Below are 23933 nucleotides of genomic sequence, written 5' to 3'. Positions count from 1 at the left end.
CAACAGTTCAGCTGTGCAACATGGCGCGCGTGCTATCCACAAATGGGAATGCCTTTATATGAAACGTTTTCTTAGCATCGCCATGGCGTTGTGCATCGGCCTGACGATGGCCATCGACGCCAATGCCGCCAAGCGCTTTGGCGGTGGTAAAAGCTCGGGAGCAGCCCCGACTCACCAGACCAGCCAGATGGCGCCGTCTTCTGCCGCCGGCTCCACCGCAGGCGCGGCCGGTGCCGCTGGCGCTGCCACCAAGGCCAGCGGCGCTTCGCGCTGGCTCGGCCCCCTGGCCGGCATCGCCGCCGGTGGCCTGCTCGCCTCCATGTTCATGGGCGACGGCTTCCAGGGCATGCAGATCTTCGACATCCTGATCATGGCGGTCATCGCGTTCCTGGTCTTCCGCTTCATTGCCGCCCGTCGTCGCAAGCAGCAGGAGCAACTCGCTCCAGCCGGCCATGCTCCGATGCCGATGCAGCGTGAAGTGTTCAACCAGCAGCCTGCCAGTGGTTCGATCTTCGGTGGTTCGGCAGCGCCTGCGGCCGCTCGTCCGGTCATCAATGCGCCGGCCTGGTTCAACGAGCAACGCTTCATCGAAGCCGCCCGCAACCACTTCATGGCCCTGCAGCAGCATTGGGACGCGAACGAAATGGACAAGATCGCCGAGTTCGTGACCCCGCAACTGCTGGAGTTCCTCAAGCGCGAGCGAGCCGAGCTGGGCGATGGCTTCCAGTCCACCTACATCGATAACCTGCAGGTACAACTGGATGGTGTCGATGATCGCGCCGACAAGACCATCGCCACCCTGACCTTCATCGGTGTGTCGAAGGATTCTCGCTTCGACAAGGGCGAAGCGTTCAGCGAAAGCTGGAACATGGAACGCGCCCAGGGCGATGACCAGCCTTGGCTGGTGGCAGGTATCCGCCAGAACGGTTGAACCTTTTCGCGTTTCGCATGTTGAAATAAAAGAACCCCGGCCCAGGCCGGGGTTTTCTATTTCGCGGTTGCATCTATAGCGAGCTACTGTATAAACCGCTCCATATAAACCGCGCCATCGAGAAAGAGGATCCCCGGACGTGGAAGAAATCATCGAACAATTGCGTGAAGCCAACGAGCCCGTACCGGTTCCGCTGGAATTGCCCGACGAAGATTTGCTGGTAGAGATCGAAGAGCAGCTGTTCATCGATATCCCATTCGTCTTCAGGGAGTTTTTGCTGACCGTCAGCGATGTCGTCTACGGCAGCCTGGAGCCGGTGACCGTCACCGATCCACAGTCCCATACCTACCTGCCGGACGTGGCCGCCAACGCCTGGGATGCCGGTGTCGACCGCAGCCTAATCCCGATCTGCCAGGACGGCGACGATTATTACTGCGTCGAAGAGGACGGCACGGTGGTGCTGTGGCAGGCCGAAGAAGAACTGATCGCCGAGGAAACCTGGGAATCGGTCTGGCACTGGGCCCGGGACGTCTGGCTGGAAAGCTGAGCCCCGCCGCCGGTCAATGCCCGGACGACTCCTTGTGGTTGTCCAGGGTTTCAAGCAAGGCCACCTGCATCCGCGTATGCAGGCGGATGAACCAGCGCCAGAGCAGTGCCGCCACGGCAGTCGCCACCACGGCGATCAGTACGAGCAACTTGTTGGTCGGCAGAATGCTGGCCGACAAGGCCGCCAATAGCAGGAAAATCACCAGCAACGAGAGGATCGGGATCACTTCGGCGATCACCCGACGCACACGCTGGGTGTGTCGGCCAGCCATCTCCGGCTTCACGCCCATTTCCGCCAGCAGCATCGACAGCGCCTTGAGCTTGCGGTACGCGGCGATCAGGAACGGTAGCGACAGCAGCAACGCCCCGCCCCAGATCAATGCTTTCTGCCAGCTCGGGTCGCTGATCCATGCTTGCAGGTAAGCCGACATCCGTTCGGCGAAAAAACCACCCGAGACAAAAATCGCAATCACCAGCGCCAGATTGACGCCGACCTGCAGCAAAATCCGCCGGATCATCGACGCCACCATCGCCCCTTCTCCTTGGGGTTGGATGCTACGCAGCCATTCGCCATACATCCCCAGCACTCGCGTCAGCCGTTTCGGCATGACCGTCGCCAGCTTGACGGACAGAGGGTCGGCAGCCCGGATCAGGTACGGTGTCAGCAAAGTGGTCAACACCGAGACGGCGACCGCGACCGGATAGAGGAAATCGCTGGTGACCTGCAGGGTCATCCCCAGCGACGCGATGATGAAGGAAAACTCGCCGATCTGCGAAAGACCCATCCCTACGCGCAGCGAGGTGCGTCCATCGTTGCCGGCAATAAAGGCACCGAGGCCGCAGGACAACATCTTGCCGAGCACCACTGCGCCCGTGATCACGGCAATTGGCCAGGCGTACTGCAGCAGTATCGCCGGATCGAGCATCAACCCGATGGCGACGAAGAAGATCGCGCTGAACAGATCACGCACCGGCTCCACCAGGCGCTCGATCTTCAGCAGTTGCCGGGACTCGGCCATGATCGCACCGATCAGGAACGCCCCGAGCACCATGCTGTATTCCAGTTTCACCACCAGCAGGCAGAAGCCGAAACACAAGCCCAGCACGGTAATCAGCAGCATTTCGTTGCTGTCGAACTTCGCCACGTAGGCCAGCACCCTCGGCACCAGCAAAATGCCGATGACCAACGCGACGATCATGAACAGCGACAACTTGCCGACGGTGGAAAACACCTCGCCAGAGCTCACGGTGCCGCTGACGGCAATGCTCGACAGCAAGGCGATGATGCCAATGCCCAGGATGTCCTCGACGATCAACACCCCGAAAATAAGCTGGGCGAAGCGCTCGTTTTTCATCTTCAGGTCGTTGAGCGCCTTGACGATGATCGTGGTGGAGGAAATGGCCAGGATGGCGCCGAGGAACAGCGAGTCCATGGTGCCCCAGTCGAACCAGCGGCCGATTTCGTAGCCGATCCAGATCATCAGCACAATTTCGAGGAACGCCGCGATGAAGGCCGTGGCGCCGACCTTGAACAGTTTGCGCAGGCTGAATTCCAGGCCCAGGCAAAACATCAGGAAGATCACCCCGAGCTCGGCCAGGGTCTTGATCGTGTCTTCGTCATGGATAAAACCGAACGGTGGCGTATGCGGGCCAATGATGAAGCCGGCCACGATGTAGCCCAATACCACCGGTTGTTTGAAACGATGAAAGAGTACGGTCACCAACCCCGCCGCCATCATGATGATCGCCAAATCCTGGATGAAACTGATGGCATGCATGTCGGGGCTCCCTGTTCAAAATGACTCACTGCAGAGCTGGAGAAATCCGTTTCCTCTGTAGGAATTGCCCTCGCAATGGGCTTTTGAAGGGTAACACCGCGACTTCCGACAAAAAGACGGTGCAATATATGGAAACAGATCCATCGGCGCGTGACGGCAACCACAGGCGCAGCGTCCCGATATCGGTGGTTTTTAAAACCTGGTGACCTGTTCGCAGGCCACTCCCCAGCGCCCGCAGAGGTGCACTCCCGAATGACTGCCTTGAACCGTGAGTACGTTATGGAACCCGGAAACGCCCAGCTGTCGATGACGGTGTTGATGACCCCCGATATGGCCAACTTCTCTGGCAATGTCCATGGCGGCACCTTGCTCAAATACCTCGACGAAGTCGCCTACGCCTGCGCCAGCCGCTACGCCGGACGCTACGTGGTGACCCTGTCGGTCGACCAGGTCATCTTTCGTGAGCCGATTCATGTCGGCGAGCTGGTGACCTTCCTGGCCTCGGTGAACTACACCGGCAACACGTCGATGGAAGTGGGCATCAAAGTCGTGACCGAAAATATTCGCGAACGCTCGGTGCGCCACACCAACAGTTGCTTCTTCACCATGGTTGCGGTGGATGACCAACGCAAGCCCGCGACCGTGCCGCCCTTGCAGCCGCAAAACAGCGAAGAAAAACGCCGCTACGAACAAGCCCAGCAACGCCGGCAGATCCGCCAGGAACTGGAGAGGCGCTACCAGGAGATCAAGGCGGACGGGCCTTAGGCGGGCGCCGAAAAGCAACGGTGGGAGCGCTTGCTCGCGATGGCGGTGTCACAGCCAGCATCGATGTTGAATGTGGTGGCCTCATCGCGAGCAAGCTCGCTCCCACAGGGATTTGCAGCATTCCACAGGGGCGATCAGAGGCTGATTGGCACAGCCTCGAACCGCACCCGTGGATGGGCGATCCGGTCCTGGGCGCGGACCAGTTCCAGCTCATAGCTGGTGCAGGCCTGGGTCTCCAGCAGCACTTCGTGCACCGCCGCGGCGGTGAATTCGAACGCCGCGACCAAACTGTCCCCCAGCAGAATCCGCGCCAGGAACAAGCCCGACGTCAGGTCGCCCACGCCCACCGGCTGGCGCGGGAAAGCCAACAGTGGACGACGCAGGTGCCAGCTGTCATCGGCGGTCACCAGCAGCATTTCGAAACTGTCATCGGGTTTGCCGGGGTAGGCCAGGTGCTTGACCAGCACCGCCTTCGGGCCACGGGCCAGCAACGCGCGGGCCATGGCCAGGCAGTCCAGCAACGACTGCGCCTTGCGCCCCGAAAAACTGTCCAGCTCCAGTTGGTTCGGGCACATGAGGTCCGCCACGGCAGCGGCTTCTTCCAGGAGAAATTCGCTCACCTCGGGCGCCACGATGCAGCCCTTCTCAGGGTGCCCCATGACCGGGTCGCACAGGTACAGCGCCTTGGGATTGGCGGCCTTGATCCGCGCCACGCCCGTCAGAATCGCCCGCCCCTGAGCCGCGCTGCCCAGGTAACCGGACAACACCGCATCGCAATGTCCCAGCTCACCGATAGCGGCAATGCCTTCTACCAATGCCGGTATCTGCTCTGGCGCCAGCACCTCACCGGCCCATTGGCCGTACTGGGTGTGATTGGAAAACTGCACGGTATTGAGCGGCCAGACGTTCACGCCGACCCGCTGCATCGGAAACACTGCGGCGCTATTGCCAGCGTGACCGAACACCACGTGGGACTGAATGGCAAGCAGATGAGGCGTACGTTTCATGCAGGAAGTTTCCGTAAAACGATTGAAATTCAAGCCGCGCAGTATGCGACTAAACGCAGCCTGTACGACAGACCGGCGAGACAGTTAAGCTGACAGCAACTTGTTGGAGCACTTCGTTCATGCTGACCCTTGGAAACATCTTCGTGCTGATGCTGCTGGCTACCGGCGGCGCCTGGCTGTGGCACAACCATGGCTTGCGCGAACGGGCGTTGGCGAGGGTCATGCAGCATTGCGCCAACCTCAAGATCGAGCTGCTGGACGGCAACGTGGCCCTGAAAAGAATCGGCTTCGTGAAGGACGCCAACGGTCGACGACGCCTGGCTCGCGTCTACAACTTCGAGTTCACCGTCACTGGCGAAAGCCGCCACTCGGGCACCATCACCCAATTTGGTGCCCACAGCGCGCACATCGAGCTGGCACCCTACCCGATGCCCTTCGAAGAAACACCGCCAGCGCCCATCGAACCGGTCCAGACCAGGCCCAGGGCTGAAGTCATCGAATTGAGCCAGTGGCGCCAGGAACACAACAAGTGGAAGCCTTGAAACAAGGCTGATTCAGGAACATCGACAACTCACCAGACCGGTTTTCAGGCGATCGACGTCTTGCGGTTGATCGAAAATCAGCTCGACCCGAGAATCCTGGCGCCACTCGCTGGCTTGCCAGCCCAGCGCCGCCCCCTCCAACGCATTGGCTGAAACCCAACCGTCGCGGCTGTGGATAACCATCTTCGCCCGTTTCCAGCCCAGGTCTTGTAGCCATCGCGTCAGCGCCGCCGCGTCGAATCGTTGGCTTGGGTGCCAGCGCCAGCCGATACTCCAGCCTCCGTCCTGCTGCTGATACAGGCAGATGGGTTGCGTCGGGTCGGTCCAGATCGCCGGAATCTGCCCCAGACTCTTGGGCAGGTTCACGTTATCCACGGCCCCGCTGCCCTGAGCCGCAAGGCCTGGCAATCGATCGATCGGTAATGCCGCGTGTTGCGTCCAGTACAACGCAGACCCTGACAGTTGCGCCGTCACCCGTTCGCGATCGGCTTGCGTGAGGCTCTCGGATTTGTTCAGCACCAGCAGTCCGGCATCCGCCAGGGTTTGTCGCTGCGCTTCGGGCAAGGGTTTGCCGTCCGCCATCGCCCGGGCATCCAACACCAGCACACAGGGTTGTACCGCGAGCACGCCGAGCCAGGGCGCTTGACTCAGTTGCCGCATCAACTGTGCCGGATGCCCAAGGCCCGAGGGTTCGATGAACAGCCGATCCGGCCGGGCCTTGCGCAGCAAACGTCCAAGACCGATCTGAAACGGCGCGCCATTGACGCAGCACAAGCAGCCGCCGGCCACTTCGCCCAGTGCGATACCATCGCCAGCCTGGGTCAACAGCGCGGCATCCAGGCCGATCTGGCCGAACTCGTTGATCAGCACCGCCCAGCGCTCATTGGCCGGTCGCTGGGCCAGCAGATGCCTGATCAGGCTGGTCTTGCCGGCGCCCAAAGGGCCGGCGATGACATGGGTGGGAATGTGCTGCAACATAATCGACGGCTTTCGATGGAGGTGAATATGCGATTGATCGGCTGGTTGTTGCTGGCACTGACGTCGGACCAGGCGCTGGCCCAGGCCTGCGTGGTTCACAGCCAGGCGGAGCGACTCGATGTGAAAGTCTGCCAACAGAACCGCAGCATTCCGCAGAAGCTGTTTGCCGATGGCTTCTGCCAGCCAAACCTTGCCGGCCAGAAGGTCGAGGTGCAATACGTCGATCAATGCCCTGGTGGCGCGTTCGGCGTTTGCAGCAACGCCCAGGTCGCCAATATGCCTTACCGCCAGGATATTCACTATTACGGCGTGGCGACCGATGCCGCGTACCTGCAGCCATTTTGCGAAGGACAAAGCCAAGGCACCTGGCTCAAGCCTTAAGCCAGCCAATCCAGCGTAAGCATCAGGCGACGCTCTCCCGGCGCAGGCGCAGGCGAACGATGGATCAGGCCAAACCCCTCATTACCGTGCCATTTCTCGCCTTTAAGCAAGCCGACATCACCGCAACCAAACTGCTGGATCACGCGCGAATCAACCGGCTCTGCCTCAGGCCGTGCCAGGTGCCGGCGGTCCATGGCCTCTTCCTTGAGCCACTGGCTGCCGACGCCCGCATAGGTGGTCAACAGCCGTACCGGTACGTGGTCAACGTGGAAGCGCGGGCACATGGCCTTGTCCAGCGTGCGCAGACGCAGACCGACACGTTGCGCGCCCAACAGGCAGGCAAACGCACAGACCAGCCAGGAAACATCGGCGATAAAGCCTTCATAGCCCTGCAGGTCGCTGAAACCCGCGGCCAGACCGTGCAGCGCTGGCTGGGTGTCTTCCTCTGGCAAGTCGAGCACCCATGATTCAGCCAGCGGCGGGTCCATCGCCAACACCATGGCCGCAAAATCGCTGATATGCGCGGGAAGCTGACGCTGCCAGACCGCCAGGTTGGTGTCGTCATCCAGGATCTGCGTGAATACCCCTGGCGTATCACCTTGGACCTGTCGTACCTGTTTCGCTCGTTTCGGACTGGGCGCCAGCATCACGCTGCAACCTCTTCATGCCACGGCCCGAACGGATCCGGCAACAAGCGCCAATTTTCGACCCCGAGGGCCATTTCCGCATCGGTGAGCAGGCAAGCGTCCAGTTCAGCGGCGAGTTGGCCAAAATCAATGTCCTGACCAATGAAGACCAGTTCCTGACGGCAATCGCCTGTGGCAGCCAGCCAGTTCTTCATGATCGCCGCAGTGCTGTCTTCATCCTGCGGCCATTGGTTTTTCGGCACGAACCGCCACCAGCGCCCGGCGAAGCCATGCCGCATCAAGCCACCAGCCTGAGACCAACTGCCCGCCTCCTCAGGCTTGCTGGCCAGCCAGAAGAATCCCTTGGAGCGCAGGAGTTTGCCATTGGGCCACGGCCGGTCGATGAAGTTGAAGAACCGCTGGGGATGGAACGGTCGGCGAGCCCGATAAGCGGTCGAGGCGATGCCATATTCCTCGGTTTCTGGCACATGCTCACCCCGTAGTTCCTGTAGCCAGCCAGGTGCCTGGGCGGCGCGTTCGAAGTCGAAAAGGCCTGTGTCGAGGATTCTGCCCAGTGGCACCTGCCCCATGACCATGGGGATGATCTGCGCCTGGGCGTTGAGACGCTGCAGAATCGCGGTCAACTCTTCCCGCTCATGCTGGCTGATCAGGTCGATCTTGCTGATCAGAATCACGTCGGCAAACTCGATTTGTTCGACCAGCAGATCGGTGATCGAGCGCTCATCCTCCTCACCCAGGGTTTCGCCCCGTGACGCCAGGCTTTCGGCGGACTGATAATCCAGCAGGAAATTCACCCCATCGACCACCGTGACCAGGGTGTCGAGTCGTGCCACATCGGCCAGGCTCCGGCCCTCTTCATCACGAAATGTGAAGGTTTCCGCCACTGGCAGCGGTTCGGAAATACCGGTGGACTCGATCAGCAAGTAGTCGAAACGCCCTTCCCTGGCGAGTTGCCCGACTTCTTCGAGCAAGTCCTCACGCAACGTGCAGCAGATACAGCCGTTGCTCATTTCCACCAGTTTCTCTTCGGAACGACTCAGGGAGACATCTCGCTGGACTTCGCTGCCATCGATATTGATCTCGCTCATATCGTTGACGATCACAGCAACCCGCAGGTTGTCGCGATTACGCAGGACGTGATTGAGCAGTGTGCTTTTACCGGCACCGAGGAATCCGGAAAGCACGGTGACGGGAAGACGATTGGGCATCAGGTATATCCTCATCGGGCGGCCGCTTCGATGACGGCTCGTTTCCAGGGTTCGGCTGGGTTCATGGCTTGGTCTGTTTATGTTATAGTATAACAATGCAGTTCAACCAGCCCCACCGCTCCTCATTGGTCTGAGATCCACTCATGCGCAATCCTCTGAAATTTGTTTTCGCGGGCCCATTGTTGCTGTGGGCGTTAAGCGCGACGGCCCAGAGTCCACTCTTGGCCAACTGCACCCGTAGCGCGAATTTGCTGGCGTGCGTGGACATGCAAGGCAATGCCTATAGCGTGGCGACGGTTGGAAACACGCTTTATTTGCGCGGTTTTGAAGCCGCAAGTCGCCGCTATTGGGCGCAAACGAACAGCCGTTACGGTCAGCTCACGTTCTTTACCGGACTGGCGTCGGATGGAGAAAGTTGGGTTGGATACAGCCGGCGTGTGGGCTGGACAACCCTCAATCGTTTTTCCAGCTCGGGCGGTAGCACCGGCGCATTTACATGCGGTCGCATGAACGGGTGCCAGGATTCATCACGTTAATGTTTCACGTGGAACCTGAACATTCGGAGAGATGAAACTCCTTTCATGGAAAAGGCTTCTTAAAATTAACTGTTATACTATAACATCTAATTTTAACCTTCGATGGGCCTCGACCATGAATGCGTTAACGCTGCCCGATGTGGCTGCGCAGGTTTCACGTCAAACCCTGCCCCTTGATTGGGTAGGCATGTGTGGCATCGCAACGCCGGTGTTGATTGATGGCCAGCGCCTCAGCGCAACGGTCGACGCCGGTGTCAGCCTCGATGACAGCGAGGCGCGCGGCATCCATATGTCGCGCTTATACCTGGCGCTGGGGTTGCTGGAAGAGACGCCCCTTTCGCCCGCGCTATTGCGCCGAATCCTGGAGCAGTTTCTTGATAGCCATGAAGGCTTATCCCGTGCGGCTTCGCTCAGCGTGCACACCGATCTGCTGCTCAAACGTCCAGCGCTGATCAGTCCGTTGGCAGGCTGGAAAGGCTATCCGGTGAGCATCGAAGCTCAGTTGAAAAACACAATGTTCCACGTGGAACTGAAAATTCAGGTCCCCTATTCCTCGACTTGCCCTTGTTCGGCAGCCCTTGCCCGGCAGTTGATTCAACAGCAATTTGTCGACGACTTTGCTAACAAGAGACTTGAGCATGCCGAAATTCTTGCATGGTTGGGCTCATCGAACGGCATTGTCGCCACCCCCCATAGCCAGCGCAGCACGGCGACCTTGACGCTACGTCTGGACGCCGCTGTCGATGAATTGCCGCTGCAGTCGTTCATCAACCAAGCCGAAGCAGCCCTCGGCACCGCCGTGCAGACCGCCGTGAAACGCGCCGATGAACAAGCCTTCGCCCTGGCCAACGGCCAAAACCTGATGTTCTGCGAAGACGCCGCGCGGCGATTGAGCACGGCCCTGGCTTGCTCATCGGAGATCACCGCCCTGGATGTGCGCGTCGTCCACGCCGAAAGCCTTCATGCCCATGACGCCGTGGCGCAAAGCCGCTGGACCCGGGAGCCCTCATGATCGATTGCCAAGCATTGCGCTGGGGTGCACCCGGACAGCCCCTCACGCCGCCCCTCACCATGGCGCGACCGGCAGGCAGCCTCACCGCCATCATCGGTGCCAACGGCTCCGGCAAGAGCAGCCTGTTGAAAGTGCTCGCGGGGCTGCAAAAGCCGTTAGCCGGTAAAGTCACCTTGAATGTTCCACGGCGTGGTGGCGTTTCATTCATGCCCCAGCAGCAACATCTGGATCGACAATTCCCCATCGACTTGCAAGACCTGGTGGCCGCCGGCGCTTGGGGCAATCGCCACACGCCAGCCATGCGTAGACAGTTGTTGCAGACCGTACTGGACGATTGGGCCCTGAGCGGCCTTGAGCAGCGTCCGTTAATGGCGCTGTCGGGAGGCGAGCTGCAACGCGCCCTGCTCGCTCGCCTGAGCCTGGCCGAAGCGCCGTTGCTGTTGCTCGACGAACCCCACGCCGCCCTCGACGAACAAGGCCAGGCGCTATTGTGGAAACACATTCATCGCTGGCACGCGGCGGGCAGGACCCTCGTGGTGGTGTGTCATGACCTGGCAGCGGTACGCCAACACGTCCCCCACACGCTGCTGATCAAGAACACCGGCTGCGTGCTGGGCCGCAGTATCGATTTGATCGCCCAACAACCCCATGCGTGGGTGGCCTGATGCTCGCGGCCACGCATTTCTGGCAACCCTTCCAAGAGTTTGTCTTCATGCGTCGGGCCCTGCTGGGTGGCCTGGTGTTAGCGTGCAGCACGGCGCCGTTGGGTGTGTTCCTGATCCTCCGGCGCATGAGCCTGATCGGTGACGCCGTGGCACACGGCATCCTGCCTGGCGCCGCCCTCGGCTTCTGGTTCGCCGGGCTGAGCCTGCCGGCCTTGACCCTGGGCGGCCTGGGGGCGGGCTTGAGCATGGCCGGGCTCGCCGCCTGGGTTACCCGGCGCACGGGCCTACGAGAGGACGCCAGCCTCGCGGCGATTTATCCCATTTCCCTGGCGGCCGGGGTGTTAATCCTCGGCATGGCCGGCAAACGCCTGGACTTGCTGCACCTGCTGTTTGGCTCGGCCTTGGCGGTGGACGGCCCCACACTCAACGGCATGCTGTGGGTTTGCGGCGTCAGCCTGGTGGCGATGGCGTTGATTTATCGACCGCTGCTGCTCGATACCCTCGACCCACTGTTCCTGAAAACCGTCAGTCGTCTCGGCCCGTTGGCCCACGGCGTGTTCCTGACCCTGGTGGTGCTGAACCTGGTGATCGGTTTCCAGGCCATCGGCGCGTTGATGGTCGTCGGCCTGATGATGCTGCCGGCCGCCGCGTCACGATTCTGGAGCCGTCGCCTGCCGCTGCTGATGCTGATCGCCGCGCTGCTCGGTTGCCTCTCGGTCTGGCTTGGCCTGCTGTTGTCGTTCTATTACTCACTGCCCAGCGGACCGTCCATCGTTCTGGTGGCGGGCGTGTCGTATCTGCTGTCGGTGGTATTCGGGCCGGTGCACGGTTTGCTGCGCCGCCCGCCCTTGCTCACATCCCAATGAGGTGTTTCCCGATGCGCGTACTGCTCGTGCTAATCAGTCTGATGCTGTCCATGTCCCTGTCCGCGGCCGAAAAACTTCAGGTAGTGACCAGCTTCAGCATCCTCGCCGACATGACCCGACAGGTCGGTGGTGAGCATATTCAAGTCACCAACATGGTCGGGCCGGACGCCGATGCTCACACCTACGAACCCACCCCAGACGACGCCCAGGCGTTGCTCAGGGCAAAACTGATCATCAAGAATGGCTTGGGCTTCGAGCCGTGGCTGGACCGCCTGGTGACCAGCACCGAAACCAGCGCCCCGGTGATCAGCGCCAGCCGTGGCGTCATCCCGCGGTCACTGGATGAGGACGGCGAGACCATCCCTGACCCGCACGCATGGCACAACCTGGCGAACGCCGAGCTGTATGTCCGCAACATCACCAAGGCACTGGAAGCTGCCGACCCGGCCAACAAGGCCGACTACGAACGCAAGAGCCAGGCGTACCTGAAGAAAATCTACGCCCTACTCGCCGAAGCCAAGGCCAAGCTCGGCGCATTGCCTGCCGGTAATCGCAAGATCGTGACGTCCCATGATGCATTTGGTTACCTGGGCCAGGCCTATGGCATCGAGTTCATGGCGCCCCAGGGGTTATCCACCGAACGTGAACCGTCGGCGGCAGAAGTCACGGCGCTGATTACCCAGATCCGTCAGGCGAAAGTCAAAGCGGTGTTCATGGAAAACATCAAGGACGCACGCCTGCTCAAGCAAATCGCCGACGAGAGCGGCGCTCACATCGGCGGCACGCTGTACTCCGATGCACTCGCCGCCAGCGGACCGGCCAGCACGTTCACCGGCCTGTTCGAATACAACCTCAATACGTTGTACGAAGCGCTGAGTCGGCCTTAGAGCATGTGTGGGAGCAAGGCTTGCCCGCGATGAACTGATGCCCTTGGCGACTCACCGAATTGTCTGCACCGCGAGCAAGCTCGGCTCCCACAGGCTCACCAAGCGATTACTTCAAATGAGCTTCAAGCCCTCGGCTTGACCGTCCCGCAATCCTGCCCCAGCCATACCGCGCGAGTGTCGAGGCTACCGTTCTGCTGGATGCCGGTGGCATTGAACGTGCCGTTGACCTTGGTGGTGAATTCACGATCACTCTGGAATGTCGCGACCCCAGCACCCTGTGCTTTCGGGCAACTGAAGCGAAACTTCCACTGATTGCCGGTGCGCTCGGTGATCTGCTGCTTGCAACCCGACTGCGGGTCTTGCAGCGGAATGTCATTGGTTTGCACCTGCGCCGGAGTCAGGCACACGCGAATGCCTTTACCCCCCATGGTAATCCCCTGCTTTTCCAGCATCGCCCGTTGCTCCGGGGTCATCTGGGTTTGCAGCTGGCCGAGGATCAGTTGCAGGTCCGGCAGGTTCTGGTTATCGACCTTCATATTGCTGGTGGTCAATTCCCACAAACCCGGCTGGAGCATCTGCGCCTGAGCCGCCATCGGAACCGACAAACCCATCGCCAAGGCCACACCCAGCAGACGAACATTCATTACACGAACTCCAGAGGACAAGTGGCCGTTAGACGCCGGCCAGGGGCTTCGGTTCAGGGCCTGAACCGGTGAATTAAATAGCGACATTCGCCACGGAACATGGTCTGTTAAGCATTGAAACTTCAGGAGCAAGGCTGCCCCATGGATTATTTCGGCCCGCATGTTTTCGGTTACCTGATCGCGCTGCTCCACACCCTGGGTTCCATTGCCGCCGTCCACGCCGTGCTGACGGTGCGCACAGCCCAGGGCTCGATTGCCTGGGCCTTGTCGCTGACCTTCATTCCCTACCTGACGTTGATTCCTTATCTGGTGTTCGGCCGCAGCACGTTCGACGGTTACATCAAGGCGCGCCGGCAAGCCAACGAAGAAATGCGCAAGGCAATCTCCGAATTGAATTGGCGTCCCTGGGTCGAAGAAGCCCTGACCGCTCGCGCCTCCCAGGCCTACGCCTCGTTACGGGCCATGCCGAAACTGGGGCGCACACCGTGCCTGGCCAATAATCAGGTGCGTTTGCTGGTCAACGGCCACGCCACGTTCGAGGCGATTTTCCAGGCCATCGAGCAAGCACGAGAGGCCGTGCTGATCCAGTTCTTCATCGTCCATGACGACCGCCTCGGCCAACGCTTGCACACGTTGCTCTTGAAGAAAGCCGCCGAAGGCGTGGCCGTGTACCTGCTCTATGACCGCATTGGCAGCCACTCCCTGCCCCACCGCTACGTGCAAGCCTTGCGCGACGGTGGCGTCCACGTAAAAGCGTTCGCCACCCGCAGCGGCTGGCTCAACCGATTCCAGGTCAACTTTCGCAACCATCGCAAGATCGTGGTGGTGGACGGCGTGCAAGGGTTCGTCGGCGGGCACAACGTCGGTGATGAATACATGGGCGATAAACCACCCTTGGCGCCGTGGCGCGACACCCATGTGCAAGTGTGCGGGCCGGTGGTGGCGAGTATGCAAGAGTCGTTCGCCGAAGACTGGTTCTGGGCGGCCCGTTCCCTGCCCCCGCTGATCCTGCCGGACAGCTACCCGGACGACGGCGTGCTTTGCCAGTTGCTGGCCAGCGGCCCGGCCGACGCCTATGAAACCTGCTCGCTGTTTTTCGTCGAGGCCATTCACGCCGCCAGCGAACGCGTCTGGATCACCACGCCCTACTTCATCCCCGACGAAGCGGTATTCGCAGCCTTGCGCCTGGCGGTACTGCGCGGCGTGGATGTGCGCATCCTGCTGCCCTCGCGGCCCGACCACAAGATCGTCTACGCAGCGTCCAGCCTGTACGCGTTTGAAGCGGTACGGGCCGGTGTGCGGATGTTCCGTTACGGACCGGGCTTCCTGCATCAGAAAGTGGTGTTGATCGACCGGGAAATCAGCGCCATTGGCAGTGCGAACCTGGACAACCGTTCGTTCCGCTTGAACTTCGAAGTCATGCTGCTCACCGTGGATATCCCGTTCGCCACCGAGGTCGAGCGAATGCTCGAAGAGGACTTCGCCAAGGCCCAGGAAATCGACAAACAGGAAAGCCGGGAGACCCACCGCCTGCAGAAGGTCGGCATGCGGATCGCCCGGCTTATTTCCCCGATTCTCTAAGGGGTGTAGATGTCGTCGCGGGTCCATGGCAGCTCATGGCTACCGTCGGCATGGGCCTTCACCGCCAGGATCTGGTGCAGGTTGATCCAACCCTTGGCGAACGCGTAGGCGCAGCCGGCCAGGTATAGACGCCAGATCCGCAGTGCCTGCTCCGACACTTCCTTCGACGCGGCCTCGAGGTTGTCCTCCAGGCGTTCACTCCAGTGATCGAGCGTGCGTGCATAGTGCATGCGCAAGCTTTCCACATCGACGATCTCCAGTCCCGCTTCACTGATCTGCGCGGAAATCATCGACAGGTGCGGCAGCTCGCCATTGGGAAATACGTATTTCTCAATGAACTCGCCCGCGCCGCGACCGACCGGACGCCCGTCGGTGTGCTTGGCAGTGATGCCATGGTTCATCACCAGCCCACCCTCGCGCACAGCGCCGAACAGCGTCTTGCAGTACTGCGCAAGGTTGGCGTGGCCGACATGCTCGAACATACCCACGCTGACCACTTTGTCGAAGCGTCCGTCCTGGGGCAGGTCGCGGTAATCCAGCAGTTGCAACTCGACCTGATCTTCCAGGCCTTCGGCCTTGACCCGTTCCCGGGCCAGCGTCAGCTGCGCCTTGCTCAGGGTAATGCCGAAGACCTTGGCGCCAAACTCCCGCGCGGCATAACGCGCCAGGCCGCCCCATCCGCAACCGACATCCAGCAGGTAGTCACCCGGTTGCAGTCGCAGCTTGCGACACAGGTGGCGGAACTTGGCTTGCTGGGCCTGCTCGAGGGTTTCGCTGCCTGTCTCGAAATAGGCACAGGAATAGGCCATGTCGCTGTCGAGCCATAGCTGATAAAACGCGTTGGAAAGATCGTAGTGGTAGGAGATCGCCTTGGCGTCGGTTTCCTTGTCGTGGACCGAGCGCACCGGCTGGTTGTCGGGATCGTCCTCGACCAAAGCCTGGCTTAATTCATCGCAGACCCGAATGACTTCGTGGATCGGGCCTTCGAGCTCAAGTTTGCCTTCGACAAACGCCGCCCCCAACGCGTCCAGGCTTGGGTGGGTGAATTGCGCGACCATTTGTGGGTCCTTGACCACAATCGTGACGCTGGGGTCGTCCCCCAGTGAAAATTCATGGCCATCCCAGAGCCGCAGCCGAAGCGGTAGATGCAGATTCTGTAAGGCCGGTGGAAGTTGCGCGAGCATGGAAAATCCCCCTTTGTTTCAGACGTCTGAAATGAGGGTAGACCATGCTAGAAAAATAGCAGGCTATCGAATTTATAGCCTTTTTCTATCGCTGTCCCAAATCACTCCTGTGGCGGGTAACTCCTGCGCTGGCACGCCCTCTCCAATAGCAGACTGCAAGTACAGCACGCAGTTCGCTGACCCTACTCAACGGTGCCCTTCGCTTGGATCTTGAGCAGTGGCTCCTGGAACCGCAGCAAGCGCCCGGCATTACCTAACACTAGCAGGGTACTGAGATTGTGCAGCAGCGCCGCGATCATCGCCCCCGCCGCGCCCAGCCAGCCGAAGGCGGCAAAGGCAACGATGGCCAGCGTCCAGCCCAGGCCAATGATCACGTTGACCTGCAACGTGCGCCGACACTGGCGACTCAGTCGCACGCAGGTGCCAAGGCGCCGCAGGTCGCTGCCGATCAGCACGATGTCCGCCGACGCCAGGGCGATGTCTGCACCGCCGGCTCCCATGGCGACACCCACCACACCGGCCTTGAGCGCCAGGGAATCGTTGATGCCATCGCCCACCACCATCGGGCGGAACCCATGGTCGATTTCAGCCATGACCCGCTTGAGTTTGTCTTCCGGCAAGGCCTGGGCTTGCACATCGCCGATGCCGACATCCCGGGCCAGGACCGTGGCCACGCTTTGGCGGTCGCCGGTCAACAGCAACTGACGGCCCAGACCCAACTCGCGCAGTTCGGCCATGGCCACCCGTGCCTCCGGCTTGACGCTGTCGGCCAACAGCAGCCAGGCGAGGAACTGCCCATCCAGCGCCAGACCGGCAATCGGCCCGTCGTGCTCAGGAACCGCAGGGGTGTGAATGCCCAGCTGGGCAAACAACTCTGGCCGACCGAGCGCCGCTTCGCCCTGAGTCGTCATCGCGACCACACCCAACCCCTGGCGCTCACGAATGTCCGTCAGGGGCAGGCAGTTGTCCTGTTCCACCAGCCCCGCCAAGGCACGACTGACCGGATGACTGCTGGCCGAACCGAGGCTGGCCGCCAGCGGCAGCAACAACGATGCTTGAGCATCCTGGGCAGGCTCGATGGATTGCAGGCGCAGCACGCCATAGGTCAAGGTGCCCGTCTTGTCGACAACCAGCGAGGTCAGGTCCGCCAGTTCTTCCAGGAAGGCCGAGCTGCGAATCAGGATCCCGTGGCGCGCCGCCACCGCGATCCCGGCAATGGCGGTGGCCGGTGCCGACAGCACCAACGCGCAGGGACACGCCGCCACCAATACCGCCAACATCGCCTGGGCATCGTTGGTCACGAACCAGGTCACTGCCGCCAGCAACAACACCAATACCAGGTAACTGCCGGCGTAGCGTTCCAGCAAACGGGTAATGGGTGGCTTGGAGCGTTCGGCGTTTTGCATCAGGGCGATGACTTTGCCCAAGGTGGACGCTTCGCCGGTACGGGTCACTTCCAGGCGCAGCAGGCCATCGAGGTTGATCGCACCACCGAAGACTTCCGTGCCAACCACCGCCTCCAGCGGCACCGACTCACCGGTGATGGGCGCGGTATCGAGGCTGGCCTGGCCAGACAACACCCGACCATCGGCCGGCACTCGGTCACCGGCGCGCACCTCCACGACATCGCCGGCCTGGAGCGTCGCGTTGTCGACGTCGATGATCGAGCCGTCGGCCTGTACCTTGCGACCTTGGCTGCGGGTCAGTTGGCCAAGGGCATGGATCGCCTCTTGGGAACCGATGACACTGCGCTCTTCCAGCACATGGCCGAAAATCATGATGATCGGCAGTAACGCCGCCGTCAGCAGATCGCCGGTGGCCCAGGCGCCGAGCATCGCCAGGGCGATCAGTTGGTCAGTGATTCCGTGCAGGCTCGGGTACCGCAAGCTGTACCAGGCCGAACGCATCACCGGCACCGCCACCAACAGCGAGGCGAACCCCAACAGCAGTTGGCTGACGCCGCTCTGCTCCGGCGACCAACCGCGCCATGCCAGGCCCAATGCGAGCAAGCCGAGAGCGAGCATCGCCAAGGTCAGTTGCCGGGCGGCGATGCGTTGCTCCGCCGAGGACAACATCGGTACAGCAGGCGTTCGAGCGGTCATTGTCCGGCTCCCTGGATGATCAGGCGAGAATCGTCTTTCGGGTCGACCGTGGTCACTGAACTGGCCTGGCGAAGGATGGCGGGCATGCGTTCGCGATACAGGCGCAGCAGCATTTGCGGATCGCTGCCTTGGGTCTTCGCCAGCCCGAGCACCGTGGCCGTATCGGCCGAAGCCTTGGCGAGCCGCTCGCTGGCCTGGGCATGGGCGACTTGCACGGCACGGTCAGCGTCCTGACGGGCGACCTGGGTGAGTTTTTCCGCTTCAGTCCGGGCGTTGGCCACGGCTTTGTCGGCCTGCTGGCTGGCGGTCAGTACCGCGTTGAAAGCACTCACCGCCGGCCCGGGCAGACTCGATTGCACGTCGACCCGCACCACTTCGATGCCCAACCCCTGCCCCGTCGCCGCCAGGTCAGCCAGGCGTCGGTTAAGCCCCTGAACCAGATCGCCTCGCAAGCGTTCGCGGCGCTCGGCAGCCTGGTTGTCACTGCCCATCAGTTCGGGACGAGCCACCAGAATGGTGTCCAGGTCCCGGGCCGCGGTCAGGGCCACGGCACTGCGGGTCGCCAGTCGGTCCAGTGCCGGCAGGACATGTTCACCTTGCAAGACGTAAGCGTAAGGATCAGTGACCTTATAGAACACCCGCACATCCAGTTGCACCACGCCGGCATCACCGGTCAATAAATAACCGGAGCCGGCCAACGCATCGCTGACCGGCGTGGCGAAACTGGCCACACGATCAGCCTGCAAGGCCGCGTCCGAGCGCAGCAGATTTTCCACCCGCCGCTCGAGCACCCGATCCGCTGCTGGCAGCAGGATCACTTGTTCCACGGGACGCGGCCAGGCCAGCAAGAGGCCGGCATTCTGGATACGATCCAAGGCGCCGAAGTGCAGCACCACCGCACGATTCTGCGGGTCGATCTGGCGCACGTTGGAAAAGACCCAGGCCAACGCCGCCAACACGGTGACGGCGTAAAGCGCCAGAAACGCCAAACGCCCGGCCTGGATCCACGGACTGGATAACGCATTTGTTCCACGTGGAACCAAACTCATGGTTGTGTTCCACCTTTGCCGTCCATGGAAGCAGGACCGTCCACCAGGACACGGAATGGTGCGGCATCGGTACGCAAAATCAGCTTGGTGCCTGGGCTGACGATGGTGCCCAAGGTGTCCAACGAACGGAGCAGATTGTAGAGCTGAGGGGAGCCGGCGTATGCCCGACCATAGATCTCAGCCGCTTCTACTCGCGACTGCGCTTCGATATCCGCGGCTTTCACCGTGGCATCGGCTTGCAAGACTCGCGCATCACGTTCTGCGGCGGAGCGAATCTGCGCCGCTTCGCGCTTGCCGATGGCGGTGCGTTCGGTGGCGATGGTTTCGCGCTCGGCCCGCATGCGGTCTACCGTTGCAGTCAATGTTACCGAGGGCAACGTCAGGCGTTCGATACCGACTTGCAACACTCGCACACCGTAAGTGGTGAGCAACTGTTGATCGATCTGCTGACGCAACTGCGCTTCGAAATCGGCGATACGCACTTGGCTGGCATCGGTGTTGACCAGGTTCGCCAGGTCAAAACTGGCGGCCGTGGTTTCCAGCGCGGAGCCGACAAATGTGCGGATCTGCCGCGCAGCTTCGTCCGGTTGGTTCTGCACCGCGCGCATGAAACGCTGCACGTTGTCCGGGTCACCCTGGACCTGCCAGGCCACGTAGGCCTGGACAATGATCCGCAGTCCATCGCGGGTACCGACATCCTGCAGGCCGCTGGACGTGGTGCGCAATCGCAGGTCCACCGGGATCGCCGCCTCGAACGGCGCCGGCCAGCGCCACCCCAGGCCAGGTTGCAGCAGCACCCGGGCCGGGTTGCCGAAACGGGTAATGACCGTGGCCTCCCCCGACCGCACTTGCACCAGGCTCGCGGCCGCGACGGCAAATGCCACCAACAACACCGCCCAGCCCATCCGCCGCCAAGGAAACGGACCGGCTTGCTCCGGGTCGCCGTGATGGTGGTGATGATGACCATGGTGATGACCGGCATGGCCGTGATCGTGACCGGCGTGGTCGTGGTGACCGTGTGAAGAGGACTGGCTCAATGGGCAGCTCCTGGCGGGACAGGGTTACGCGGCGACGCGGGGTCGGCCGGCAGCGTGAAGGTTCGCAAGTCGATGGTCGGCGCGTTGCTGCTACCGCCCAGGCGATGATCGAGAATCAGCAACTGGGCATTGCCGAGGCCCTGGCTCAGTTGGCTCAAATAATGTTCCAGCACAAAAGCGTGCCCCGCCGTGGCGTAGGCTTTGCGGTCGGCGTTGAAACGCAAATCGGCAGCCTGGGCGGTCGCGTTGATTTCCCGCGCAGTGGCACTGGCCCGGTCATGGGCGATGCTGGCTTGCAATTGCGCCTGGTTGGTCTGTTCCGCCGCCGCGCCACGCTCCCGGGCGATCAATGCCTGGGCGCCGATCTGCGCGGCCTGCACGCCGTGGTAAGCATTGGCCGCTCCGGCCGGCGGATGAATCGCCTCCACCACCGTCGCCAGGATTTCCACACCGCTGTCGAGGGATTGCAGATCAGCCTGGACAGCGCGCCCGATTTCGTCGGCCAGGCTCACGCGGTCGGCGCCCAACAAACCATCCAACGTACGCGAAGCAAACTCATGCACCAGGATGCGGCTGGCGGTGCTGCGGATCAGCGTCGGCACATCGGCGCTGTTGTAAGTCGCCGCCAGCGCCGCGGCATCCGTCAGGCCGATGCGATAGACAAAGCGCACATCCATGTTGACGATCTGGAAACTCTGCTGGTCGACACGACGGCTGGCAATGACCTGGGATTTGTCGTTCACATGACTGGCGTCCCACAACCGATTGGCAATGGCCGGTGCCGGTCCCTCCGCCGGTTCAGCTTCGACCTCTGTACGACTCGGCGCGACGCTGGTCGCCAGTTCATGCACAACGCCATTCTCGACGCTGAGCACCCTGCCCCACGGCCAAGGCAACGCGACATGCAAGCCGGGACCGAACACCTCTACCGGTTTACCGAAGCGCTCATAGATGCCGCGCCCCTGCAGCGGCACTTCGTGCACGCCAGTCAACAACCAGCCCACCAGCGCCACTGACGCCAACACCGGCAAAAAAGCCCGACGCATGTAGCTGAAGGCCCAGATCTGGCGCAGGTCGATGCCAAAACGGTTATGCAGTTCATGCTGCAAGGCCAGCAACGGTTGTGGCGGCCAGCGCAGCAGGTCGGCGATGACACTGCGGCCCAGCAGCGTCGGCTCCAGGGCGTCCCGGCGCGGGATGAACAACGATAGCACCGCGCGCAGCAACAACTCCGCCGCCACCAGCCCCGGCAACAGCCCCATCAGCACCGCCAGGCGCACCGGCCAGATGGACGTTTCTGCAGCGAACAGCAAGCACAAGGCGCCAAGCACCAGCACGATGATCGCCACCCGGGTCAGTTGCGCCAGCGCTGACGCTTCTGGCCATTCCACGGGGGGCTGCTGGGCCAATTGCCGCTCGAACACCAATAACCCGAACGCCAACAACAACGACAACACCGCCCCCACACTGGCCGAAGTACCAAGGGCGGCAGCCGGCAATTGCAAGTCCCAGGCGTGCTCCAGGCCCAGCAATACCAGCACGGCCCAACCGCCCAGCCACAACGCAGGCGCACCGATCTGCCTGAGCAGGCCGACCGAACCGGCACCGATGCGGTCCAGCAGCCGCTCATACCAACCCAAGTTATCAACAGGCTCGTTTTCCGTCGGCAGGTTATCCACAGCGGGCAACAACGCTCTGCTGCGCCATTGCGTCACCCACCAAGCGGATTGCAAGCCCGCCACCAGCACCACCAGTCCCGCGCTTTGGCTGACCAGCAAGACTGGCCACAGCGATTGCGGCGAAAACACGCCGATAAAAAACGCCAGGACCAGACCCAATCCCGCCACGCTTCCCAAGGCGCAGGCGATCAGCTTCAAGCGGCGCCCTTGAAACGACGCGCGCTGGAAACGCGGCCATTCGGCCACCTGTGCCCCCTCGATATCTAGATCGACTTGCATACCACCCCAGCTTTCGTGGCGATCAAAATCCGGGCCTGTGGGCAGACGCCACCGCCGCTTCGTTATAGGCCGTTACCTTATAACGATTACTGTGAAATTTCCGTTTTGAATTCTTCATGACAAGGCCCACGCCGACCTCTTGACTTAAGCCTTGACCGGAATCTCTGGAAACGCTCATATTACGACCATAATTTTTTATCAGACCAAGCGGGAGAATAGCGATGAGCAACTACGACGTGGTCATTCTGGGCGGTGGGCCCGGTGGGTATAACGCGGCGATTCGGGCCGGGCAGTTAGGGTTGAAGGCCGCCTGTGTCGAAGGTCGAGCCACCCTGGGCGGCACCTGCCTGAACGTCGGCTGCATGCCCTCCAAGGCCTTGCTGCACGCTTCGGAACTGTACGAAGCGGCCACGGGCACGGAGTTCGCCAACTTGGGCATTGAAGTCAGCCCTACCCTCAATCTTGCGCAAATGATGAAGCAGAAAGACGAAAGCGTGACGGGCCTGACCAAGGGCATCGAGTTTCTGTTTCGCAAGAACAAGGTCGACTGGATCAAAGGCTGGGGCCACATCGACGGGCCGGGCAAGGTGACCGTCACTGGTGCCGATGGCAGCAAGACCGAACTCACCGCCAAGGACATCGTCATCGCCACCGGCTCGGAACCCATGCCGCTGCCAGGCGTGACCATCGACAACCAGCGCATCCTCGACTCCACCGGCGCCTTGTCCCTGGGTGAGGTGCCCCGGCATCTGGTGGTGATCGGCGCGGGCGTCATCGGCCTCGAGCTGGGCTCGGTCTGGCGGCGCCTGGGCGCCCAGGTGACCGTGGTGGAATACCTCGATCGCATCTGCCCGGGCGTGGACGGCGAGGCCGGCAAGACCTTGCAACGGGCCTTGGCTAAACAAGGTATCCAGTTCAAGTTGAGTTCGAAGGTCACCGGTGCCACGACCTCGGCCAGCGGTGTGCAATTGCAGGTCGAACCGGCGGCGGGCGGCGAAGCACAGGCCCTGGACGCCGATTACGTGCTGGTCGCCATCGGTCGGCGGCCCTACACACAAGGGCTGGGGCTGGAGAGCGTCGGGTTGAGCACCGATAAACGCGGCATGCTCGCCAACCAGCATCACCGCACCGAAGCACCCGGCGTCTGGGTGATCGGCGACGTGACGGCCGGACCGATGCTGGCCCACAAGGCCGAAGACGAAGCCATGGCCTGCATCGAACAGATCGCCGGCAAGGCCGCCGAGGTCAACTATGCGCTGATCCCCAGCGTCATCTACACCCGTCCGGAACTGGCCAGCGTCGGCCAGACCGAGGAGCAGCTCAAGGCCGAAGGCCGCGCCTACAAGGTCGGCAAGTTTCCATTCACGGCCAACAGCCGGGCCAAGATCAACCACGAGACCGAAGGGTTTGCCAAGGTCCTGGCCGATGAGCGCACCGATGAAATCCTTGGCGTGCACCTGGTGGGGCCGAGCGTCAGTGAGATGATCGGGGAGTACTGCGTGGCCATGGAGTTCAGCGCCTCGGCCGAGGACATCGCCCTGATCTGCCACCCGCACCCTACCCGTTCAGAGGCGTTGCGCCAGGCGGCCATGAATGTGGAGGGAATGGCGACGCAGATGTAGGAACAAC

The 23933-nt window shown here is 61.7% G+C and carries 23 protein-coding genes; 12 read left to right on the top strand and 11 right to left on the bottom strand.

What is annotated here, in order from left to right; genetic code table 11:
• Positions 1-58: 58 nt before the first annotated feature.
• Together BM321_RS12020 and BM321_RS12015 are read left to right on the top strand one after the other, a co-directional pair.
• On the top strand, positions 59-931 hold the full coding sequence (locus BM321_RS12020) for a Tim44 domain-containing protein (protein ID WP_092442666.1): 873 nt from the start codon (positions 59-61) through the stop codon (positions 929-931).
• A gap of 139 nt (positions 932-1070) precedes the next feature.
• The gene (locus tag BM321_RS12015; RefSeq protein ID WP_003187120.1) at positions 1071-1478 is read left to right on the top strand and encodes an SMI1/KNR4 family protein; all 408 of its coding nucleotides are present in this window, start codon (positions 1071-1073) and stop codon (positions 1476-1478) included.
• Positions 1479-1491: 13 nt separating this feature from the next.
• Here BM321_RS12015 and BM321_RS12010 read toward each other — a convergent pair whose 3' ends face one another.
• Positions 1492-3255: a cation:proton antiporter gene (locus BM321_RS12010; protein ID WP_092442665.1), complete on the bottom strand. Its 1764-nt coding sequence runs from the start codon at positions 3253-3255 to the stop codon at positions 1492-1494.
• Between the two features lie 279 nt (positions 3256-3534).
• On the opposite strand from BM321_RS12010, the gene BM321_RS12005 reads away from it, so the two are divergent.
• Positions 3535-4020, top strand: a complete 486-nt coding sequence (locus BM321_RS12005; protein ID WP_060739964.1) for an acyl-CoA thioesterase — start codon at positions 3535-3537, stop codon at positions 4018-4020.
• Between the two features lie 134 nt (positions 4021-4154).
• Here the strand turns inward: BM321_RS12005 and pdxY are convergent, their stop codons facing one another.
• Positions 4155-5027 (bottom strand): pyridoxal kinase PdxY, encoded by an 873-nt coding sequence (gene pdxY, locus BM321_RS12000; protein WP_092330925.1) that lies wholly within the window; start codon positions 5025-5027, stop codon positions 4155-4157.
• Between the two features lie 119 nt (positions 5028-5146).
• Between pdxY and BM321_RS11995 the strand changes: the two genes are divergently transcribed.
• The gene (locus tag BM321_RS11995) at positions 5147-5569 is read left to right on the top strand and encodes a DUF3301 domain-containing protein (protein WP_092330922.1); all 423 of its coding nucleotides are present in this window, start codon (positions 5147-5149) and stop codon (positions 5567-5569) included.
• 12 nt (positions 5570-5581) lie between these two features.
• Here the strand turns inward: BM321_RS11995 and BM321_RS11990 are convergent, their stop codons facing one another.
• Positions 5582-6547, bottom strand: coding sequence for a CobW family GTP-binding protein (locus tag BM321_RS11990; RefSeq protein ID WP_092442664.1), 966 nt, complete (start codon positions 6545-6547; stop codon positions 5582-5584).
• Between the two features lie 27 nt (positions 6548-6574).
• On the opposite strand from BM321_RS11990, the gene BM321_RS11985 reads away from it, so the two are divergent.
• Positions 6575-6928, top strand: coding sequence for a hypothetical protein (locus tag BM321_RS11985; RefSeq protein WP_060739960.1), 354 nt, complete (start codon positions 6575-6577; stop codon positions 6926-6928).
• Here the strand turns inward: BM321_RS11985 and BM321_RS11980 are convergent.
• Both BM321_RS11980 and zigA read right to left on the bottom strand, forming a co-directional pair.
• Positions 6925-7575 carry a DUF1826 domain-containing protein gene (locus tag BM321_RS11980; RefSeq protein ID WP_092442663.1) on the bottom strand — a complete coding sequence of 217 codons (651 nt, stop codon included), beginning with the start codon at positions 7573-7575 and terminating at the stop codon, positions 6925-6927. The genes BM321_RS11985 and BM321_RS11980 overlap by 4 nt on opposite strands.
• Positions 7575-8783 (bottom strand): zinc metallochaperone GTPase ZigA, encoded by a 1209-nt coding sequence (gene zigA / locus BM321_RS11975; RefSeq protein ID WP_092442662.1) that lies wholly within the window; start codon positions 8781-8783, stop codon positions 7575-7577. Before zigA ends, BM321_RS11980 begins: the two co-directional genes overlap by 1 nt.
• A 143-nt stretch (positions 8784-8926) precedes the next feature.
• Here zigA and BM321_RS11970 point away from each other — a divergent pair, with 143 nt between their 5' ends.
• The 5 genes from BM321_RS11970 (at position 8927) to BM321_RS11950 (ending at position 12749) form a co-directional block, all read left to right on the top strand.
• Positions 8927-9319, top strand: coding sequence for a glutamine synthetase (locus BM321_RS11970; RefSeq protein WP_092330909.1), 393 nt, complete (start codon positions 8927-8929; stop codon positions 9317-9319).
• 115 nt (positions 9320-9434) lie between these two features.
• On the top strand, positions 9435-10331 hold the full coding sequence (gene folE2, locus BM321_RS11965) for a GTP cyclohydrolase FolE2 (protein WP_092442661.1): 897 nt from the start codon (positions 9435-9437) through the stop codon (positions 10329-10331).
• The gene (locus BM321_RS11960) at positions 10328-10996 is read left to right on the top strand and encodes a metal ABC transporter ATP-binding protein (protein WP_092442660.1); all 669 of its coding nucleotides are present in this window, start codon (positions 10328-10330) and stop codon (positions 10994-10996) included. The genes folE2 and BM321_RS11960 overlap by 4 nt, the downstream gene beginning before the upstream one ends.
• Positions 10996-11862, top strand: a complete 867-nt coding sequence (locus BM321_RS11955; protein WP_092442676.1) for a metal ABC transporter permease — start codon at positions 10996-10998, stop codon at positions 11860-11862. Before BM321_RS11960 ends, BM321_RS11955 begins: the two co-directional genes overlap by 1 nt.
• An 11-nt stretch (positions 11863-11873) precedes the next feature.
• Positions 11874-12749, top strand: coding sequence for a metal ABC transporter substrate-binding protein (locus BM321_RS11950; protein WP_092442659.1), 876 nt, complete (start codon positions 11874-11876; stop codon positions 12747-12749).
• Positions 12750-12871: 122 nt separating this feature from the next.
• Here BM321_RS11950 and BM321_RS11945 read toward each other — a convergent pair whose 3' ends face one another.
• Positions 12872-13393: a DUF3617 domain-containing protein gene (locus BM321_RS11945; protein WP_092200314.1), complete on the bottom strand. Its 522-nt coding sequence runs from the start codon at positions 13391-13393 to the stop codon at positions 12872-12874.
• 141 nt (positions 13394-13534) lie between these two features.
• On the opposite strand from BM321_RS11945, the gene cls reads away from it, so the two are divergent.
• Positions 13535-14974 (top strand): cardiolipin synthase, encoded by a 1440-nt coding sequence (gene cls / locus BM321_RS11940; protein ID WP_092442658.1) that lies wholly within the window; start codon positions 13535-13537, stop codon positions 14972-14974.
• On the opposite strand, the gene cfaB is transcribed toward cls, so the two are convergent.
• The 5 genes from cfaB to BM321_RS11915 all read right to left on the bottom strand — a co-directional run bounded on the left by cfaB (position 14971) and on the right by BM321_RS11915 (position 22304).
• Positions 14971-16158: a C17 cyclopropane fatty acid synthase CfaB gene (cfaB, locus tag BM321_RS11935; RefSeq protein WP_092330891.1), complete on the bottom strand. Its 1188-nt coding sequence runs from the start codon at positions 16156-16158 to the stop codon at positions 14971-14973. The two genes, cls and cfaB, sit on opposite strands and share 4 nt — an antisense overlap.
• Before the next feature lie 182 nt (positions 16159-16340).
• Positions 16341-18260 (bottom strand): heavy metal translocating P-type ATPase, encoded by a 1920-nt coding sequence (locus BM321_RS11930; protein WP_092442657.1) that lies wholly within the window; start codon positions 18258-18260, stop codon positions 16341-16343.
• Entirely contained in the window at positions 18257-19309 is a 1053-nt protein-coding gene (gene hflK, locus BM321_RS11925) for a protease modulator HflK (RefSeq protein WP_092442656.1), read from the bottom strand. The genes BM321_RS11930 and hflK overlap by 4 nt, the downstream gene beginning before the upstream one ends.
• Positions 19306-20346, bottom strand: coding sequence for a protease modulator HflC (hflC, locus tag BM321_RS11920; protein ID WP_092442655.1), 1041 nt, complete (start codon positions 20344-20346; stop codon positions 19306-19308). The genes hflK and hflC overlap by 4 nt, the downstream gene beginning before the upstream one ends.
• On the bottom strand, positions 20343-22304 hold the full coding sequence (locus tag BM321_RS11915) for a protease modulator HflK (RefSeq protein WP_092442654.1): 1962 nt from the start codon (positions 22302-22304) through the stop codon (positions 20343-20345). Before BM321_RS11915 ends, hflC begins: the two co-directional genes overlap by 4 nt.
• A gap of 221 nt (positions 22305-22525) precedes the next feature.
• Here BM321_RS11915 and lpdA point away from each other — a divergent pair, with 221 nt between their 5' ends.
• Positions 22526-23926 carry a dihydrolipoyl dehydrogenase gene (gene lpdA / locus BM321_RS11910; protein ID WP_092442653.1) on the top strand — a complete coding sequence of 467 codons (1401 nt, stop codon included), beginning with the start codon at positions 22526-22528 and terminating at the stop codon, positions 23924-23926.
• Positions 23927-23933 lie beyond the last annotated feature (7 nt).

The sequence above is a fragment of the Pseudomonas sp. NFIX10 genome (assembly GCF_900111955.1).
Lineage (GTDB): Bacteria > Pseudomonadota > Gammaproteobacteria > Pseudomonadales > Pseudomonadaceae > Aquipseudomonas > Aquipseudomonas fluorescens_AA.
The sequence above is the reverse complement of the archived record's forward strand: the minus strand, read 5'-3'. Positions and strand labels throughout refer to the sequence as shown.

What these genes read in the sequence shown, in the direction of transcription:
- BM321_RS11980 (WP_092442663.1), bottom strand. Translation starts at nt 7,575, where the DNA reads ATGCTGGCGCCCAGTCCGAAACGAGCGAAACAGGTACGACAGGTCCAA.
- BM321_RS11950 (WP_092442659.1), top strand. Translation starts at nt 11,874, where the DNA reads ATGCGCGTACTGCTCGTGCTAATCAGTCTGATGCTGTCCATGTCCCTG.
- hflK (WP_092442656.1), bottom strand. Translation starts at nt 19,309, where the DNA reads ATGAGTTTGGTTCCACGTGGAACAAATGCGTTATCCAGTCCGTGGATC.
- lpdA (WP_092442653.1), top strand. Translation starts at nt 22,526, where the DNA reads ATGAGCAACTACGACGTGGTCATTCTGGGCGGTGGGCCCGGTGGGTAT.
- BM321_RS11970 (WP_092330909.1), top strand. Translation starts at nt 8,927, where the DNA reads ATGCGCAATCCTCTGAAATTTGTTTTCGCGGGCCCATTGTTGCTGTGG.
- BM321_RS12020 (WP_092442666.1), top strand. Translation starts at nt 59, where the DNA reads ATGAAACGTTTTCTTAGCATCGCCATGGCGTTGTGCATCGGCCTGACG.
- BM321_RS11995 (WP_092330922.1), top strand. Translation starts at nt 5,147, where the DNA reads ATGCTGACCCTTGGAAACATCTTCGTGCTGATGCTGCTGGCTACCGGC.
- pdxY (WP_092330925.1), bottom strand. Translation starts at nt 5,027, where the DNA reads ATGAAACGTACGCCTCATCTGCTTGCCATTCAGTCCCACGTGGTGTTC.
- BM321_RS11985 (WP_060739960.1), top strand. Translation starts at nt 6,575, where the DNA reads ATGCGATTGATCGGCTGGTTGTTGCTGGCACTGACGTCGGACCAGGCG.
- BM321_RS12010 (WP_092442665.1), bottom strand. Translation starts at nt 3,255, where the DNA reads ATGCATGCCATCAGTTTCATCCAGGATTTGGCGATCATCATGATGGCG.
- folE2 (WP_092442661.1), top strand. Translation starts at nt 9,435, where the DNA reads ATGAATGCGTTAACGCTGCCCGATGTGGCTGCGCAGGTTTCACGTCAA.
- BM321_RS12005 (WP_060739964.1), top strand. Translation starts at nt 3,535, where the DNA reads ATGGAACCCGGAAACGCCCAGCTGTCGATGACGGTGTTGATGACCCCC.
- BM321_RS11990 (WP_092442664.1), bottom strand. Translation starts at nt 6,547, where the DNA reads ATGTTGCAGCACATTCCCACCCATGTCATCGCCGGCCCTTTGGGCGCC.
- BM321_RS11960 (WP_092442660.1), top strand. Translation starts at nt 10,328, where the DNA reads ATGATCGATTGCCAAGCATTGCGCTGGGGTGCACCCGGACAGCCCCTC.
- BM321_RS11915 (WP_092442654.1), bottom strand. Translation starts at nt 22,304, where the DNA reads ATGCAAGTCGATCTAGATATCGAGGGGGCACAGGTGGCCGAATGGCCG.
- cls (WP_092442658.1), top strand. Translation starts at nt 13,535, where the DNA reads ATGGATTATTTCGGCCCGCATGTTTTCGGTTACCTGATCGCGCTGCTC.
- zigA (WP_092442662.1), bottom strand. Translation starts at nt 8,783, where the DNA reads ATGCCCAATCGTCTTCCCGTCACCGTGCTTTCCGGATTCCTCGGTGCC.
- cfaB (WP_092330891.1), bottom strand. Translation starts at nt 16,158, where the DNA reads ATGCTCGCGCAACTTCCACCGGCCTTACAGAATCTGCATCTACCGCTT.
- BM321_RS11945 (WP_092200314.1), bottom strand. Translation starts at nt 13,393, where the DNA reads ATGAATGTTCGTCTGCTGGGTGTGGCCTTGGCGATGGGTTTGTCGGTT.
- BM321_RS11930 (WP_092442657.1), bottom strand. Translation starts at nt 18,260, where the DNA reads ATGACCGCTCGAACGCCTGCTGTACCGATGTTGTCCTCGGCGGAGCAA.
- BM321_RS11955 (WP_092442676.1), top strand. Translation starts at nt 10,996, where the DNA reads ATGCTCGCGGCCACGCATTTCTGGCAACCCTTCCAAGAGTTTGTCTTC.